Origin of the sequence: Leptolyngbya boryana PCC 6306 (genome assembly GCF_000353285.1) — a bacterium.
Lineage (GTDB): Bacteria > Cyanobacteriota > Cyanobacteriia > Leptolyngbyales > Leptolyngbyaceae > Leptolyngbya > Leptolyngbya boryana.
Genome location: NZ_KB731324.1, coordinates 1,028,191 through 1,044,210, shown reverse-complemented (window position 1 = coordinate 1,044,210; position 16,020 = coordinate 1,028,191). Strand labels below are relative to the sequence as shown.

General features: G+C 46.9%; 16 protein-coding genes. 9 read left to right on the top strand and 7 right to left on the bottom strand.

The window, feature by feature from the left end:
* Positions 1-69: 69 nt before the first annotated feature.
* The 3 genes from gltX to LEPBO_RS0104835 all read left to right on the top strand — a co-directional run bounded on the left by gltX (position 70) and on the right by LEPBO_RS0104835 (position 4,338).
* Positions 70-1,515 carry a glutamate--tRNA ligase gene (gene gltX / locus LEPBO_RS0104845; RefSeq protein ID WP_026148425.1) on the top strand — a complete coding sequence of 482 codons (1,446 nt, stop codon included), beginning with the start codon at positions 70-72 and terminating at the stop codon, positions 1,513-1,515.
* 288 nt (positions 1,516-1,803) lie between these two features.
* On the top strand, positions 1,804-3,690 hold the full coding sequence (gene ftsH2, locus LEPBO_RS0104840; protein WP_017286410.1) for an ATP-dependent zinc metalloprotease FtsH2: 1,887 nt from the start codon (positions 1,804-1,806) through the stop codon (positions 3,688-3,690).
* A 132-nt stretch (positions 3,691-3,822) separates the two neighbouring features.
* Positions 3,823-4,338 carry a DUF1993 domain-containing protein gene (locus tag LEPBO_RS0104835; protein ID WP_017286409.1) on the top strand — a complete coding sequence of 172 codons (516 nt, stop codon included), beginning with the start codon at positions 3,823-3,825 and terminating at the stop codon, positions 4,336-4,338.
* Positions 4,339-4,545: 207 nt separating this feature from the next.
* Here LEPBO_RS0104835 and LEPBO_RS0104830 read toward each other — a convergent pair whose 3' ends face one another.
* On the bottom strand, positions 4,546-5,058 hold the full coding sequence (locus LEPBO_RS0104830) for a DUF4168 domain-containing protein (protein ID WP_144056143.1): 513 nt from the start codon (positions 5,056-5,058) through the stop codon (positions 4,546-4,548).
* Positions 5,059-5,152: 94 nt separating this feature from the next.
* Positions 5,153-6,142, bottom strand: a complete 990-nt coding sequence (gene holA, locus LEPBO_RS0104825) for a DNA polymerase III subunit delta (protein WP_017286407.1) — start codon at positions 6,140-6,142, stop codon at positions 5,153-5,155.
* Positions 6,143-6,284: 142 nt separating this feature from the next.
* Between holA and LEPBO_RS0104820 the strand changes: the two genes are divergently transcribed.
* A complete protein-coding gene (locus tag LEPBO_RS0104820; RefSeq protein WP_026148424.1) occupies positions 6,285-7,070 on the top strand; it encodes an AKAP7-like phosphoesterase domain-containing protein in 786 nt (261 codons plus the stop codon).
* Positions 7,071-7,189: 119 nt separating this feature from the next.
* Here LEPBO_RS0104820 and LEPBO_RS0104815 read toward each other — a convergent pair whose 3' ends face one another.
* From LEPBO_RS0104815 to sufR, 4 genes are all read right to left on the bottom strand, one after another.
* Positions 7,190-7,570, bottom strand: coding sequence for a hypothetical protein (locus LEPBO_RS0104815; protein ID WP_017286405.1), 381 nt, complete (start codon positions 7,568-7,570; stop codon positions 7,190-7,192).
* An 11-nt stretch (positions 7,571-7,581) separates the two neighbouring features.
* Positions 7,582-7,791, bottom strand: a complete 210-nt coding sequence (locus LEPBO_RS0104810) for a type II toxin-antitoxin system HicA family toxin (RefSeq protein WP_017286404.1) — start codon at positions 7,789-7,791, stop codon at positions 7,582-7,584.
* Positions 7,788-7,988: a type II toxin-antitoxin system HicB family antitoxin gene (locus LEPBO_RS0104805; RefSeq protein ID WP_017286403.1), complete on the bottom strand. Its 201-nt coding sequence runs from the start codon at positions 7,986-7,988 to the stop codon at positions 7,788-7,790. The genes LEPBO_RS0104810 and LEPBO_RS0104805 overlap by 4 nt, the downstream gene beginning before the upstream one ends.
* Before the next feature lie 135 nt (positions 7,989-8,123).
* Positions 8,124-8,759 (bottom strand): iron-sulfur cluster biosynthesis transcriptional regulator SufR, encoded by a 636-nt coding sequence (gene sufR, locus LEPBO_RS0104800; protein WP_017286402.1) that lies wholly within the window; start codon positions 8,757-8,759, stop codon positions 8,124-8,126.
* 203 nt (positions 8,760-8,962) lie between these two features.
* Here sufR and LEPBO_RS0104795 point away from each other — a divergent pair, with 203 nt between their 5' ends.
* The 5 genes from LEPBO_RS0104795 (at position 8,963) to LEPBO_RS0104775 (ending at position 14,334) form a co-directional block, all read left to right on the top strand.
* Complete coding sequence (locus tag LEPBO_RS0104795) at positions 8,963-9,325, top strand: ferredoxin thioredoxin reductase catalytic beta subunit (protein ID WP_017286401.1); 363 nt, start codon at positions 8,963-8,965, stop codon at positions 9,323-9,325.
* 72 nt (positions 9,326-9,397) lie between these two features.
* Entirely contained in the window at positions 9,398-10,834 is a 1,437-nt protein-coding gene (gene sufB / locus LEPBO_RS0104790) for a Fe-S cluster assembly protein SufB (RefSeq protein ID WP_017286400.1), read from the top strand.
* 127 nt (positions 10,835-10,961) lie between these two features.
* The gene (gene sufC / locus LEPBO_RS0104785; RefSeq protein WP_017286399.1) at positions 10,962-11,744 is read left to right on the top strand and encodes a Fe-S cluster assembly ATPase SufC; all 783 of its coding nucleotides are present in this window, start codon (positions 10,962-10,964) and stop codon (positions 11,742-11,744) included.
* Positions 11,741-13,069, top strand: a complete 1,329-nt coding sequence (gene sufD / locus LEPBO_RS0104780; RefSeq protein ID WP_017286398.1) for a Fe-S cluster assembly protein SufD — start codon at positions 11,741-11,743, stop codon at positions 13,067-13,069. The genes sufC and sufD overlap by 4 nt, the downstream gene beginning before the upstream one ends.
* 2 nt (positions 13,070-13,071) lie before the next feature.
* Positions 13,072-14,334: a SufS family cysteine desulfurase gene (locus LEPBO_RS0104775; RefSeq protein WP_017286397.1), complete on the top strand. Its 1,263-nt coding sequence runs from the start codon at positions 13,072-13,074 to the stop codon at positions 14,332-14,334.
* Positions 14,335-14,413: 79 nt separating this feature from the next.
* On the opposite strand, the gene LEPBO_RS0104770 is transcribed toward LEPBO_RS0104775, so the two are convergent.
* Positions 14,414-16,018, bottom strand: coding sequence for a DUF3352 domain-containing protein (locus LEPBO_RS0104770; protein WP_017286396.1), 1,605 nt, complete (start codon positions 16,016-16,018; stop codon positions 14,414-14,416).
* Positions 16,019-16,020: the final 2 nt, after the last annotated feature.

The window sequence follows — 16,020 nt, the reverse complement described above, 5'->3', positions numbered from 1 at the left end:
GCCTAGACGTTGGAGTTGCTGCACTCCGTTAGAATGGAGAATGCACAAAAAACTCTGGGCGATTTACTCATGACCGTTCGCGTTCGTATTGCACCCAGTCCTACTGGCAATCTCCACATCGGAACGGCTAGAACTGCGGTATTTAATTGGCTATTTGCCCGCCATCATGGCGGCAAGTTTATCCTACGGATTGAAGACACTGATTTAGAGCGATCGAAACCTGAATTCACGCAAAATATTTTCGAGGGATTAACCTGGCTCGGTTTGACGTGGGACGAAGAACCCGTTTATCAAACGGCTCGGATGCATCTCTATCGCGAGAAGATTCAGCAGTTGCTCGATCGAGGATTGGCGTATCGCGCTTATGATACGCCGGAAGAACTCGACGCAATGCGAGAAGCTCAAAAAGCGAGAAATGAAGCACCGCGCTATGACAATCGCCATCGCAACCTCACCCCCGAACAGGAAGCAGCGTTTCTAGCAGAAGGGCGTAAACCTGTAATTCGATTCAAAATCGAAGACGATCGAGAAATTTCCTGGACAGATCTCGTGCGCGGCACGGTGACTTGGAAAGGTCGCGATCTAGGCGGTGACATGGTGATTGCCCGTGCAGCAGAAGGTCAAGAAGTCGGACAACCCCTCTATAACTTTGTAGTGGTGGTTGACGATATTGATATGAACATCAGCCATGTGATTCGAGGCGAAGATCATATCGGAAATACTCCAAAGCAAATTCTGCTGTATGAAGCTTTAGGCGCAACTCTGCCTGAATTTGGACATACCCCGCTGATTCTCAACCAAGCAGGCGCGAAACTTTCCAAGCGGGACGGCGTGACCTCAATTTCTGACTTTAAAGAGATGGGATACACCGCAGAAGCGATCGCGAATTATATGACCCTGCTCGGCTGGTCGCCCCCTGAACCGATGACTGAAATTTTCACCCTGGCTGAAGCGGCTGAGCAATTTAGCTTCGATCGCGTCAACAAAGCCGGTGCAAAATTCGATTGGGACAAACTCAACTGGATTAATGGGCAATACATTCATGCCATGCCCGTTTCTGAGGCAACAAATTTATTAATTCCGGTTTGGAAATCAGCAGGATATGAATTTGATGCAGAGCGCGATCGCGCTTGGCTCGAACAGATTACCGCGCTCGTTGCACCCAGTCTTGCTCGATTAAACGAAGCAGCCGACATGACCCGCTACTTATTCCAATCGTTGGACTACACCGACGATGCCAAGGCACAAATGCAACAAGACGGCGCTGCAACTGCTATCCAAGCCATTTTGGATGCCATGCCTGCTGAACTCACCGAGACTGCAACTCAAGATGTCATCAAACAAGTGGTCAAAGAGCAGAACTTGAAAAAAGGCATCGTGATGAAATCTCTCAGAGCCGCTCTAACTGGAGCATTACAAGGTCCTGACCTCGTTCAATCCTGGCTGTTACTCAATCAGAAAGGACTCGATCGATCTCGCTTTGAGCAAGCGTTATCGATCGCGAATGCTGGATAGGGGAATGGGGGAATAGGGGAATGGGGGAATAAAGAGAAAATTGCTTCTTGCCCCCACTCCCCATCTCCCCACTCTCCCATCTCCCACCTTCATTGCCTGAATCTCACAATTTCTGTTAAATTTAGTTAAGATTCTTCTCATTAATCACTTGATAGAGAATCCGTCATAGTACTTGGGACGCGACTGAGCCTCATTCTCAAGCTAAATCCCAAGCTGTATGGAAAATCCCATACTTGAAGCACGATCGATAAAATTACCGTTGTAGCCATATCACGAGGTTGCCAATTTATGAAATCTTCTTGGAGAACCATCCTGCTATGGGCGATTCCCGCGCTAGTCGTTGGGTTCTTCCTGTGGCAAGGATCAATCGCTCCAGCCGCACCCAACACTGGGAAAAATACTGCTAGTACACGCATGACCTACGGGCGATTCCTAGAGTATTTGGATGCCAATCGAATTACTAGCGTTGACTTATATGATGGCGGTCGTACCGCGATCGTCGAAGCCGTCGATCCAGACTTGGACAATCGGCTACAACGGTTACGGGTCGATCTACCAGGCGACACTCCCCAACTCATCACACGCTTACGTTCCTCGAACATTAACCTAGATTCGCACCCAGTTCGCAACGATGGGGCAGTCTGGGGTTTACTCGGTAACTTGGTCTTCCCGATTCTCTTATTAGGTGGATTGTTCTTCTTGTTCCGTCGCTCTGGTAATGTTCCGGGCGGTCCTGGACAAGCGATGAACTTCGGCAAGTCTCGCGCTCGGTTCCAAATGGAAGCCAAAACAGGTGTCTTGTTTGATGATGTCGCGGGCATCGAAGAAGCCAAAGAGGAACTTCAAGAAGTTGTTACTTTCTTGAAGAAGCCAGAACGCTTTACCGCAGTCGGCGCGAAAATCCCCAAAGGAGTCTTACTCGTCGGACCTCCTGGAACCGGGAAAACTTTATTAGCAAAAGCGATCGCAGGCGAAGCGGGTACACCATTCTTTTCGATTTCGGGTTCTGAATTCGTCGAAATGTTCGTGGGTGTCGGGGCTTCCCGAGTTCGCGATCTGTTCAAAAAAGCCAAAGAAAATGCACCCTGTATCATCTTTATCGATGAAATTGACGCAGTGGGTCGTCAACGTGGAGCAGGTATCGGTGGCGGTAACGACGAACGTGAGCAAACCTTGAACCAGCTTCTCACTGAAATGGACGGGTTTGAGGGCAACTCTGGCATCATCATCATTGCGGCAACAAACCGTCCTGATGTGTTGGATTCCGCCTTGCTTCGTCCCGGTCGTTTCGATCGCCAAGTGACCGTCGATGTCCCTGATATCAAAGGTCGCTTAGAAGTTCTCAATGTTCACGCTCGCAACAAGAAGATTTCCGAAGAAGTCTCATTAGATGCGATCGCGCGTCGGACTCCTGGCTTCTCTGGGGCTGACTTAGCCAACTTGCTGAACGAAGCTGCGATTCTCACCGCACGTCGCCGCAAAGATGCGATTACGATGTCTGAGATTGATGATGCAGTTGACCGGGTTGTTGCAGGGATGGAAGGCACACCGCTAACCGACAGCAAGAGCAAACGGTTGATTGCGTATCACGAAGTTGGACATGCGATCGTCGGCACTTTGGTGAAAGAACACGATCCAGTTCAGAAAGTAACCTTAATTCCTCGCGGTCAGGCTCGTGGTCTAACTTGGTTTATGCCGAGTGAAGATCAAGGATTGATCTCACGTGCTCAAATCTTGGCGCGAATTAAAGGCGCATTGGGTGGACGCGCAGCAGAAGAAGTGATCTTTGGAGATGCTGAAGTGACGACAGGTGCAGGCGGTGACATTCAACAAGTCACAAGCATGGCACGTCAGATGGTCACTCGCTATGGCATGTCGGATTTAGGTCCTCTATCGCTAGAAAGTCAGCAAGGCGAGGTTTTCTTGGGTGGCGGTTGGATGACGCGATCGGAGTATTCCGAAGAAATCGCGGCTCGAATTGATGCTCAAGTCCGTTCCATTGTTGAACATTGCTTAGAAGACACTCGCAAGATCATTCGCGAAAATCGCGAGGTGATTGACCGATTGGTTGATCTACTCGTGGACAAAGAAACGATCGATGGTGACGAATTCCGTCAAATCGTGGCTGAGTACACGGCAGTTCCTGACAAAGAGCGCTACGTGCCTCAACTGTAAGCTGAGACTCTGTTCATAAACTAATCGGGGTAGTTTTCACTACCCCGATTTTTTATATGAGATAAGCTTGTTAGGCTGAAATCCATCTGAGTTACAGCTAGGATTTACAGAACAAGTCTTAAAAATTACAACATGCAACGGCAAAATATAGATTTAATTCAAAACCTCTTTCAAAGTCGCTTAGCAACTCTTGAGCATCTCTTGAAAACAGCTCAAGCTCATTTTTGTGATGACGAATCGTTTCTTCAACAGCGCATCGCGGCTGATATGTTTCCCTTCGGGACTCAGATTGCTTTCACCTGTAATCAGCCACGCAACTTTGCTCTCTGGTGTGATGGTAAGTCTGCGGATAATTTAGATCCAAATGTCACATCTCTTGCACAAGCATACGAACTTATCGCAAACACGAATGAACTTCTTTTGAGCATTAACGTTGAAGATATAAAGCTAGATGAGATGACACGCATTTATGACAAGAACCTATACATCGAGCTATCTGGTAGCGCCTATGTGAATGAATTTCTCATCCCAAACTTTTACTTCCATTTGGTCACAGCGTATGACATTCTTCGTATGGCTGGTGTACCCCTTGGTAAACGCGATTACATGATTCACCTCGTGCCATTCATCAAGCAGGCTGAAGCCTAATCAGTTAAATGCAGCAGACGATCGAGAGTCAGTGCTAGAGCCGAAATGGCTGCCGTCGCTGAGTTGATCGATCGACATTCACAGGATTAGGCAAGCTAGAAGCTATGTATCTCAACTGTGACTGTCTGTTGAAACTCTGTTCATAGACTAATCGGGGCAGTTTTCACTACCCCGATTTTTTAGCCTGATCAAGAAATGCTTGTGAAACTACTTCGTGCCTTCACAGCTAATATCGCCAATTTTCAAGCGTCGAGCTTCTTGAGCCACTCGATCGCACATTGCACGACTGCCGACTTGACTTTGGAAAGAGTTGAATTCATCCAAACTCAATTGAGGATTTTGACTGGCAAGAATTTTATAAAAACTTTGACGAAACTCCTGACATAGCCCACGCACTTGATCACGGGCACCAGAATTCACTTGATTGATATTTTGACACACCCCTTTAGGCACGCTGCCACCTGTGACTTGTCGCAGTTGATTTTCAAGTTCAAGTCGGCGTTGTTCTAGCGCAACCGCAGACCGAACGTACCGGGTAAAGGCAGTTTCCTGTGCAAAAGCAGATTGATCAAACATTTTTGCGACTGGAGCGGAGAGATTCGGTGTCCAGCCTGCTAAAACAGCGATCGTCGAAAAGGCACCGATTGCAAGAGAGCGTTTGATCAGCATTTGAGAGAGAGAAGAGGGTTCACGATTCATCATCATAAGGCGGTGTGACATCCGGCAAAGTAGCACACAAGAGAGGTACAAATAATCTGAATTATTTTACTTGCAAGAAGTTCCGCGAACCAGAAAAGAAGTGAGAAATTTTCGATCACTTTCTGAATTGGAAAATTTGACAAAGTTCAATCACCTTTGTTTGCAGCGTGATCGTCTCATCGCTACCTCGTTTTAGGCTAAATTCTAACTCCAGCAAAATTGGGAGAACCTGTTGCAATTGTTGAAGTGACGCAGATTGAAGTTCTTGTTTGAGAAAATAAAGCTGTTTCGGGTTGCCTAGTTCTGCGGCTTTGGCAATTTCTCGATCGTCGCGTTCTCCTGATTCGAGCATGAGCTTGATCCACAATCTCAGCCGGAATTGCCCCACGAGAGTGCTGACAATTCGCAAAGCAGGCTCATTTTGGCGTAACAAGTCAGCCACCAGTTCTAATGCCTGAGCCGTTTTCCCTTGCCGAATTGCAGCGAGCAGTTGCAGAGAACTTTGCGTACTGGCGGTAATCAGAGGCGCGATCGCAGATTCATCTAAAGGTTTCTTAGAATCAGCGGCAAAGACTTTCAGTTTCTCTAATTCGCTGTAAAGCTGGCGCGTATCATTGCCGACTGCTTCAGTGATGTAATCGATCGCCTTTGACGTAAGTTTGAGGTCAAATTCCTGCGCCACTCGCTGCACTTGAGTCCGAATTAATTCAGTTTTCCAGGGCGGAATCAGTGAGAACTCTTGAATCGTGGCGTGAGTCTGTAGAAGTTTCGTGGATTTGAGCCGTCCGTCTGGTTTTGAGGAACTTGTCAGCAGCAGCGTTGTGGTATCTGGTAGAGCAGTCAATGTGCGATCGAGTTCAGATAGCATCTCTTCCGGGCATCGTTGCGCTAGCGTCGTCTCAGAGAGCCAGACAAGACGATTTCCAGTGCCGAAGGGGGGAGTCATCGCTTGATTAAGGGCTTGAACGACCGCATCGCTTTGCTCCGGGGAAAATTTATCAAAGTTAAAGCTTTCCCACATGGGGTCAAGTGTCTGTTGTTTCAGGGCTTTCACGGCTTGAGCGATCGCGAAACTATCTTCCCCCCAATAAAAGTAAATCCCCATACCGAATTTAGTCTCCCCTTAGTCCTAGAGTTAATCCCTGGCATTCCAAGTTCTTATTTCTCTCGCAGCGAGATGACACTTTACCGTTAGATTTAAGAATGGATTTCTAATTTATCGATTTACGGCGCGAGGCGATCGCACATTGGACGAGAATTATCAAACTTTCCTCAATCGGGTGATGCGGCTGACTTTACCAGAAACGTATAAGTCACAGGTGCAGCATATCCAAGAGTCTCCGAAGTTCCAGCTTGTGCCGGGGCAGGGCTGGCAACCTACTGCTTTTCCAGGGTACACGGTGATTACGCCTCCAGGGTCGGAGGACGGCAAGAATCGTGGCATTTATGCGTCCCTGAAACAGTATCAGTCGCAAATTGTGGAGAAATTGGGCGCAGATATGTTTGTGCCGATTCCGGCTGAGAGTTTTCATCTGACGATCGCGGATTTGATCTGGAATGAGGCGTATCTTCATGCAAAAGAAACGCCAGGTTTTGATGATCGGTTGCGCGATCGAGTGGCGAGCAGTTTTCGACAGTCGCAGTTGAGTTCCACGGGGGAATCGATCCGATTTCAAGTGGTGGGCTTGATGGTGATGGCTCGCGCGATCGCGGTCTGTTTGGCGACGACGGATAGTGCGGGATATGAGCGGATTTTAAAGTGCCGTCGGGCAATTTATCAGAATCCAGACCTCATTGAGATTGGGATTGAGCAGCAGTATTACTTTACGCCGCATATTACGTTGGGGTATTTTGGCAAGCTGCCAGAAAATCTCGATCGCGATCAGTTAAGTCAGACCTTTGATGAGTTGCATCAGGAATGGCTGGATCATTATCCAGAGAACGAGTTTTGGATTCATCAAGCTGAATTCCGCAAGTTTAATAACATGACGGAATATGTGAGAAATCCAGACTGGGCAACGTATCAGTTCTAAAATGCGTGTCGATCTTCTGGTTGCACAGGAGATCGATTCTCTCAGACTATCAAGCGAGATTGGGTAATCGTATTCGTTGATCTCAGATGGGCCAACGATCGCTATATCTCCCTCAATCCTTAATTCTTTGATTGCATCTCCGCTTTCGCTTTCGCCTCAAACCAAGCGACTACTTGCTGAATGTTCAGCTCTTCGATCGGACTTCCGTTCGCTGCTGCAACTTGATTCAACGGATTAATCGACGCAATCACAAGTTTGGAGAAGAATTTCTTAAATTCGTTGTCGATTCCACCTTGTAAGCTCTCATCCTGGTAGATCCAATCTTCGATTTGAGTCGAGTCAAGGTTCGCGATCGTTTTACCTGAAGCTTGAGCGATTTGTTTCAGCGATCGCAGTGAGTAGATCGCAACTCGTGCAGAAAACTTATCTCTTGAAGTCAAAAGCGCTTTATCCACTTCAAGACATTCTTCTGGTGTGAGAAATTCTGAATCTGGTTGCATAAAAAGTTGGATTACTCTAAGTCGTTTTCGGTCAGGTCAGCATCTTTCAAAATACTTCTCAGTGTCCCCTTGGGCAAATCTCGATTACCGTGAACTGGAATTGAAAGAATCACATCTACTCCTTCCTTAGAATAAATGTGGTGACTGCCTGTCGTTCGCTTCAACACCCAACCTTGACGCTCCACAATCTTGCAAAGCATCTTCCCCGAAATAGATTTCATACAGAAATCTCGACTAATTGCTTCTCAGGTTCAAGTACTTCTCGCTCACTTGCTACCTCTAACCATCCTTGAATCGCATCTTGTAGCATTTCAGTTAACTGTTCACGATTTTCTGCCCAAGTGTGACAGCCTGGTAACGCTGGAACAGAAGCACACCATACATCATCTTCTTGCCAGATTACTGCTTTGATTTTCATGGTTCATCCCCTTGACGAGCGTAATTAATCCTTTCTCTAAATATTGCTCTCTGATTAGATTGCTCCTGAGAATTTGAGGCACATTCACACCTGCAATTCAACTTCACGAACCTCAGCATCTTGCAGTCGATCTGCTTATCCTTTCAGTTGAATCAAATATCCGCAGCGATGCTCACCATTCACAAGCCAGTGAGTTCGCTCAACTTTACAGTCGGGAAGCGCGATCGCAAACATCTCTAACTCATGTCCGCATACACTCGGAAACGACTCGGCGATTTGCGCGATCGCACAGTTATATTCAGTCAGAATAAATCCACCCGTTTCAACAGTGTGACATTCTGCCATGTAGCCTTCTGAGACCCGCAGTTCGACTAATTTTGCCACTCGTTCTTCGAGAGAACCAGAACCGAGTCGATCGCGATATTCGATCGCTTTACGTTCCCATTGTTTCTGCAAGATCGATTTCATTTGATCTTTCGTGACCGTCTCTGCCAACGTCCCCAGCAGAGAAACGGCAAATTCGTCATAGCGATCGGGAAACTGCGATCGACCTTCTCGGCTCAGTTCGTACACATAATTCGGGCGACCCATTCCAGCCTGAATCTTTTTGTGAACAATTAAGCCTTCTGCTTCGAGTTCATTTAAGTGCCGTCGAATTCCTTGGGGCTTTAAATTTAATTGTTCTGCTAAATCTTGCGCGGTCGATTCGCCCTGCTTCAAAAGGTGACGCAGGATATCTTGTTTCGTCGAAGGCTGCTGAATCGTCGTCATCTCCTGCCTCAAGTCATCAATTCCTAACCGACTTTGACAACTCTAATGTTGCTAAAGTACTCTACAATAGGATTAAGCAACACGGAAGTTGTTTTAATTATAAACTGCTTCGTCCTGTTCTGGCTCGCTTTTCTCGATCGCGCAACGCAACACAGGTGTTGTTTTAGTAATAAGATCCTCTAAATGTACTGCTGATCTGACTCATGAACACTGACCCTCAAGCTACACAAGCATCAGACAAAAACCTTGAAGCGATGCGCCACTTTTCCGAGCAATATGCGAAGCGCACAGGCACGTATTTCTGTATCGATCCGGGCGTAACCGCCGTTGTGATCGAAGGACTCGCGAAGCATAAAGAAGACTTAGGATCGCCACTCTGCCCCTGTCGTCACTACGAAGACAAAGAAGCAGAAGTCGCGGCGGCGTACTGGAATTGCCCCTGTGTCCCAATGCGAGAACGCAAAGAGTGTCACTGTATGTTGTTCCTCACGCCCGAAAACGATTTTGCCGGAGAGAAGCAAGACATTACCTTTGATGAGATTCGTAAAGCTACGAGTAACATCTAGGTCGCACCCAGGGGCGGTTTCGTCCCTCCTTAAAAAGATCCGATTCAGAGAACACGATCGATAAATTCAACCATGAGTGCAACTGTTCAAACGCTCGTTAACCAACCCTACAAATACGGATTCGTCACCAACATCGAATCCGACACAATTCCACGTGGATTGAGCGAAGATGTAGTTCGTTTGATTTCTGCGAAGAAAGAAGAGCCGGAATGGATGCTGGACTTCCGGTTGCGCGCCTATCGGCAATGGTTGAAAATGACCGAGCCAGATTGGGCGGCGGTGGGATATCCCGCGATCGATTATCAAAACATCATTTACTACTCGGCTCCAAAAGTCAGCGAGAAGAAGAAAAGCCTCGATGAGGTTGATCCCGAATTGCTGGAGACGTTTGAGAAGCTTGGAATTCCACTCTCGGAGCAAAAACGGCTCAGTAATGTGGCAGTCGATGCGATTTTTGATAGTGTCTCTGTCGCAACGACTTTTAAAGAGAAGCTGGCAAAAGATGGCGTAATCTTCTGCTCGATTTCAGAAGCAGTGCGGGAACATCCAGAGCTGGTGAAAAAATATCTGGGTAGCGTCGTCCCCGTTGGCGATAACTACTTTGCTGCTTTGAATTCGGCAGTGTTCAGTGATGGCTCATTCGTCTTCATTCCGAAAGGCGTGAAATGTCCGATGGAGCTTTCGACCTACTTCCGCATCAATAATGGCGATTCGGGACAGTTTGAGCGCACCTTGATTGTGGCGGAAGAAAGCGCACAAGTCAGCTATCTCGAAGGCTGTACTGCACCGATGTACGATTCAAATCAGCTTCATGCAGCAGTTGTCGAATTAGTGGCGCTGGACGATGCGGATATTAAATATTCGACTGTTCAGAACTGGTATGCAGGAGACGCAGACGGGAAAGGCGGAATCTATAATTTTGTGACCAAGCGTGGATTGTGCCAAGGGAAGAATTCTAAGATTTCTTGGACACAGGTGGAGACGGGTTCTGCGATTACTTGGAAATATCCAAGTTGTGTTTTAGTCGGCGATAATTCTGTCGGTGAATTCTACTCGGTTGCTTTGACGAACAATCATCAGCAAGCTGACACGGGTACGAAAATGATTCACATCGGCAAGAATACTCGCAGCACGATCATCTCGAAAGGGATTTCGGCGGGTCAGTCGAAGAATAGCTATCGCGGTTTGGTGAAAATTTCACCGAAAGCAACTGGAGCGCGGAACTATTCGCAGTGTGATTCGATGCTGATTGGCGATCGCGCTCAAGCGAATACGTTCCCTTACATCCAGGTGCAGAATAATCAGGGCAAAGTCGAACACGAAGCTTCGACTTCTAAGATTGGCGAAGACCAATTGTTTTACTTTGCTCAGCGCGGCATTTCTCCAGAAGACGCAATTTCAATGATGATTAGCGGCTTCTGTCAGGATGTCTTTAACCAATTGCCGATGGAGTTTGCAGTCGAAGCAGATAAGCTGCTCAGCCTCAAGCTAGAAGGTAGCGTGGGTTAAGAAAATCGATTCAGCAGAGTGGGACACCCTTGCTCTGCTGAACTTTAGCGATCGAGGTTAGTCAAGTTTTGAAGCTCCTGATCGCGCCGAATATTAATTGGCATAGGGCACAGTTAGGAGGGAGCGAATGATTGTTGAAAATGGTGAAGTGATTCTGTCGGTTAAAAATCTCACGGCTGAGATTGATGGGACTCCGATTTTAAAAGGAATGAATCTCGAAATTAAAGCTGGTGAGACTCACGCGATTATGGGCCCGAATGGATCGGGGAAAAGTACGTTTTCTAAAATTTTGGCAGGACATCCCGCTTATACCGTAACGGGTGGAGAAGTTCTGTTTCGAGGAAAAGATTTATTCGAGCTTGAACCTCACGAACGCGCAAATTCTGGCGTATTTCTCGCGTTTCAGTATCCGCTTGAAATTCCAGGCGTAACGAATGTGGATTTCTTGCGAGTGTCTTACAATGCAAAGCGCAAACAGGAAGGCTTAGAAGAGCTAGATGCATTTGACTTTGACGATATCGTGCATTCTAAGCTTGAGCTATTGAAAATGGATGCAGGCTTTCTCACTCGCAGTGTTAACGAAGGATTTTCAGGCGGGGAGAAAAAGCGCAATGAAATCCTACAGATGGCTTTGTTAGAGCCGAAGTTAGGCATTTTGGATGAGATTGACTCTGGATTGGATATCGATGCGTTGAAAGTCGTTTCGCAGGGTGTCAATGCGCTCAAGACTTCAGAGAATGCAGTGCTAATGATTACGCACTATCAGCGGTTACTGAACTACATCACACCTGATTTTGTCCATGTGATGGCAGATGGGCGGATTCTCACAAGCGGCGGAAAAGAATTAGCGCTAGAGCTTGAAGAAAGAGGATACGACTGGGTTGTAGAAGGTGAAGCGGTAGGTGCATGATGATTGAAGTCTCAACCGTTCCCGAAGTTGGAAATTTAGGGACAGTCCCGAAAGTTGATCGGGCTGAATATCTCGCCAATTTGCTCAAACTGCGATCGAATCTTGCACCCGAATTGCAGGACATCCGCGATCGCGCTGCTGTGATTGTTCACGATCGAGCAATTCCCTCGACTCGTGATGAAGAATGGCGATTCACAGATTTATCTGGGTTACTTTCTCTCAGCTTAAAATCTGCTGAACCTGCAAGCTTAGGCTATCCGCAAATTGAAGCTTTTCTGCTGAAAGAAGCCGTGAATTCGCGCTTAGTCTTTGTCGATGGTGCTTTTGCTCCTGATCTTTCTGCGATAGACGACTTGCCGGATGGCGTTGTCGTGAGTAACTTCGCAAACGTTGCAGAATTCATTCCAGACATCAAAAATCATCTGGCAAAATTGCCTGGTGGAGAGGAAGTTTTCACTGCATTAAATACAGCAAATTTGAGTGATAGCGCGATCGCGTTTATTCCGAAGAATCAGGACGTTGAAGCGCCGATTCATATTCTCTATGTTTCAACTCAAAGCGAAACGGCTCAATACCCAAGATGCTTAGTCGTTGCGGAAACAGGCAGCCGCGCAACAGTAGTTGAAGATTTTGTCACCTTAACCGAGGGCGCATACTTCACCAATACCGTTACGGAAATCGCGATCGCGGAAAACGCAGAAATTCGCCATACTAGAGTTCAGAGAGATAGTAACGCTGCGTTTCACATTGGCAAAACGGCTGTTTCTCAGGCAAGAGATTCTCGCTATTCCTGTACCGCAGTTCACTTCGGCGGCAAGGTTGCTCGACATAATCTAGAGATTTACCAGACCGGGGAGCAAACTGAAACAACGTTGAATAGCTTGACTGTGCTAGATGGCGATCGCGTTGGGGATACGCACAGTTTGCTTTCTCTGAGCAGACCTTATGGGGTCGGAAATCAGGTGAATAAGACGATTGTTAGCGATCGTGCTCATGCTGTTTTCAACGGCAAAGTCTTCGTTCCTCAAGCGGCTCAGCAAACCGATGCGAGACAGCTCAGCCGAAATTTATTGCTCTCTCCGAAAGCACGAGTTGATACGAAGCCACAGCTAGAAATTATTGCAGACAATGTGAAATGCGCTCATGGTGCGACCGTCAGCCAGCTCGAAGAAGATGAAGTCTTTTACCTTCAGAGTCGAGGCATTGATCACGAATCGGCTCGGAAATTGTTGACCTATGCGTTTGCCATTGAAGTAATTGATCAAATTCCCGTTGAGTCTTTGCGCGATCGACTCGCTACGTTTATTCGTTCCCAACACACCTAACCATGACTTTCCTGCAAGAAAAAACCCTCGCTGCTCAAGTGCGATCGGACTTTCCGATTCTAAATGAGCGTGTTCATGATAAGCCGTTAGTCTATCTCGACAATGCCGCGACTTCACAAAAGCCGATCGCGGTTCTCGATGCGTTGCGTCATTACTACGAGCATGACAATGCAAATGTTCATCGTGGCGCACATACGCTGAGTGCGAGAGCGACTGATGCTTATGAAGGCGCACGCGATAAGGTAGCAGCGTTTGTGAATGCAGCATCACGGCAAGAGATTGTTTACACGCGCAATGCAAGTGAAGCAATCAATATCGTGGCGTATGCTTGGGGCTTGAATAACTTGCAGGCAGGCGATGAAATCATTCTGACGGTGATGGAGCATCATAGTAACCTTGTGCCTTGGCAACTTATTGCTGCGAGAACAGGTGCGGTGATTAAGCATGTCCAACTGAATGAAGAAGAGGGCCTTGATTTTGAGCATTTCAAATCATTGCTGTCTGAGAAGACTAAGCTGGTTTCAGTGGTGTATGTCTCGAATACTTTGGGATGCATTAATCCGGTTCATGAGATTTGTACAGAAGCTCACAAAGTTGGGGCGAGAGTTTTAATTGATGCATGTCAGGCTGTGCCGCATATGCAAGTTGACGTGCAGGCGATCGATTGTGATTGGCTCGTCGCATCGGGGCATAAAATGTGTGCACCGACTGGGATCGGATTCTTGTATGGCAAGTTAGACGTTCTGCGATCGATGCCTCCGTTCTTCGGCGGCGGTGAAATGATTGCGGATGTGTACTTGGATCATTCGACTTATGCAGATTTGCCGCATAAGTTTGAGGCGGGAACTCCGGCGATTGCAGAAGCGATCGCTTTAGGTGCAGCCGTTGATTACTTAACGAACATTGGCATGGATAAGATTCATGCTTACGAAGAAGAGTTAACAGCGCATCTATTCCAACGGTTGGCTGAGATTCCGAATCTGCGGATTTATGGAACTAAGCCAGATGCACGGGGTCGAGGCAGAGCGGCTTTAGCATCCTTTACGGCTGGAGAATTGCATCCTCACGACCTTTCGACTCTGCTCGATCACGAAGGCATTGCGATTCGATCCGGGCATCATTGCACACAGCCTTTGCATCGATTGTTGAATGCTCCTGGATCAGCGCGAGCTAGCTTGTATTTTTACAATACTCACGAAGAGATTGATCAGTTTATTGAAGCGTTGAAAAGCACGATCGAGTTTTTCAGCGGAATGATGAACTAGAACGCAAGAATGATTGAAAAAATAAGGGTGTCGAGCTTTTCTTTGAGCCGACACCCTTATTTTTATCTCCAAGGCTGCTTCAACTTAATTGCACGAAAACACCGCCGCGTTGAATACCCGATCGATTGCCATAGTTACTAATCGTCAGTGATTTCAAGTGCTCAAAAATCGATCCACCTGCTAATTCAGCAATTTTCAAAATTGGCAATTGCTTCTCTAAAATCGGCTGTGCTGCATCCCAATCGATATAGAGATAACCCGTGTTCGTTTTTTGTAATCCAGCGATCGCATTTGTGAATTCTTGACTGTTGGCGAGTGTATTGTTCTGCGCCGTCAAGATCGCATTCATCGCATTGATGGAAGTTGCAAAAATTTCGTATTTCCCGATCGTAGTATGTACTCCAACTACATCTGCTTCAATTTTCTTCGTTGCCGCACCCGACGAGAACTTCGTCCAAACTGAAACAGACTGATTGCCGACATCAATCGTACCTGTACTGATTCTTTGAGCTTTAGCTAATTCGTCTAAATGCGCGATCGCGCTTTCGGCTCCTTCTGTCTTCTCTGCCACAAACACCCAATCAGAATCTGGAATCAAAGCCAGCGCATACTCTCCGGTCACCCAACTAAAAATATCTTTCGGTAAATTGAGGTTCCATCGCTGACCTAAAGTATCAACCGGAGAATTAACTAGCTTTGTCAAGCTGCTCTCGCTTGAAAGTCCTGACCATAATTGATTGAGGTTGATCCCAGAAGCAGAAATTGACGCCATCGCAGGAATGTAATTCAATGCGCCAACTGCTTTATCGCTCAATTTGGATGTCTCACCGTCTCGCACGATCGCGGTTTCTGCAACTAATCCTTTGCGATCCAAGCTCAGCGAAATTGCAGCCGTGGAAGCAGTTGGAGGTTCTTTACCATTGAGCTTTGCAAGTTCAGGCAAATTTGCAAACACAACTCCAATTCGTCCTCGATCGAGCGCCGCGATCGCTGCTTGATACTGACTCGAATTTTCTAAATTCAATTCCGCAGCTTGCACATTATTAATCGCATCCCGCAGCACTTTCGGACTATTGGCAAACAGAACATACTGGCGACCCACAACCGCACTTGCAACCGTTATGGGAACCGACTCTGATTCAATCTTGCCGTAAATAATTTTTGTGCCTTGATACGCATCGAATACTAATTCAGTTCCAGCAATTGCCCGTTTCTGCCAAAACAATTGCAGAAATTCTCTCGATCGCTCAGTATCTTTCGTCGCTAAAGCCAGTAAATATCCAGCTTCTTTGCCGTTTGTCTCATCGCGATCGATATCTAACGTTGTAATTGCAGCCGTCACTTCATTGCCTAACCAGGGCTGCACATCTCGCTTGTAGTTCAGTTCCGAACTTCCTAAAACTCCTTGTTTGAATTGTTCAAATTCGGCGCGTGTTGCAGCTCGATCTCCTGGTTTTGCGGACAATTGACGCAATGTTTCTAACTGATCTGGATTCACTAAGAGCGATGCCAGCACTGGCGCTTGTTTTGGAACAAACATCGCAGCAGTCGGTGCATTGAGCCGACTGCCTTGGAATAAGCCAAGTGGACTTTGAGCAAAAATCCAGACAAAGCTAACGACTCCAATTGATAAGAGAACGCCAGCGATCGCAAAAACAAGGTTTTGAAAAGAACGGAACTTCATAA

Coding starts and splice junctions, on each gene's coding strand:
- gltX (WP_026148425.1), top strand. CDS start 70: ATGACCGTTCGCGTTCGTATTGCACCCAGTCCTACTGGCAATCTCCAC.
- ftsH2 (WP_017286410.1), top strand. CDS start 1,804: ATGAAATCTTCTTGGAGAACCATCCTGCTATGGGCGATTCCCGCGCTA.
- LEPBO_RS0104835 (WP_017286409.1), top strand. CDS start 3,823: ATGCAACGGCAAAATATAGATTTAATTCAAAACCTCTTTCAAAGTCGC.
- LEPBO_RS0104830 (WP_144056143.1), bottom strand. CDS start 5,058: ATGTCACACCGCCTTATGATGATGAATCGTGAACCCTCTTCTCTCTCT.
- holA (WP_017286407.1), bottom strand. CDS start 6,142: ATGGGGATTTACTTTTATTGGGGGGAAGATAGTTTCGCGATCGCTCAA.
- LEPBO_RS0104815 (WP_017286405.1), bottom strand. CDS start 7,570: ATGCAACCAGATTCAGAATTTCTCACACCAGAAGAATGTCTTGAAGTG.
- LEPBO_RS0104810 (WP_017286404.1), bottom strand. CDS start 7,791: ATGAAATCTATTTCGGGGAAGATGCTTTGCAAGATTGTGGAGCGTCAA.
- LEPBO_RS0104805 (WP_017286403.1), bottom strand. CDS start 7,988: ATGAAAATCAAAGCAGTAATCTGGCAAGAAGATGATGTATGGTGTGCT.
- sufR (WP_017286402.1), bottom strand. CDS start 8,759: ATGACGACGATTCAGCAGCCTTCGACGAAACAAGATATCCTGCGTCAC.
- LEPBO_RS0104795 (WP_017286401.1), top strand. CDS start 8,963: ATGAACACTGACCCTCAAGCTACACAAGCATCAGACAAAAACCTTGAA.
- sufB (WP_017286400.1), top strand. CDS start 9,398: ATGAGTGCAACTGTTCAAACGCTCGTTAACCAACCCTACAAATACGGA.
- sufC (WP_017286399.1), top strand. CDS start 10,962: ATGATTGTTGAAAATGGTGAAGTGATTCTGTCGGTTAAAAATCTCACG.
- sufD (WP_017286398.1), top strand. CDS start 11,741: ATGATGATTGAAGTCTCAACCGTTCCCGAAGTTGGAAATTTAGGGACA.
- LEPBO_RS0104775 (WP_017286397.1), top strand. CDS start 13,072: ATGACTTTCCTGCAAGAAAAAACCCTCGCTGCTCAAGTGCGATCGGAC.
- LEPBO_RS0104770 (WP_017286396.1), bottom strand. CDS start 16,018: ATGAAGTTCCGTTCTTTTCAAAACCTTGTTTTTGCGATCGCTGGCGTT.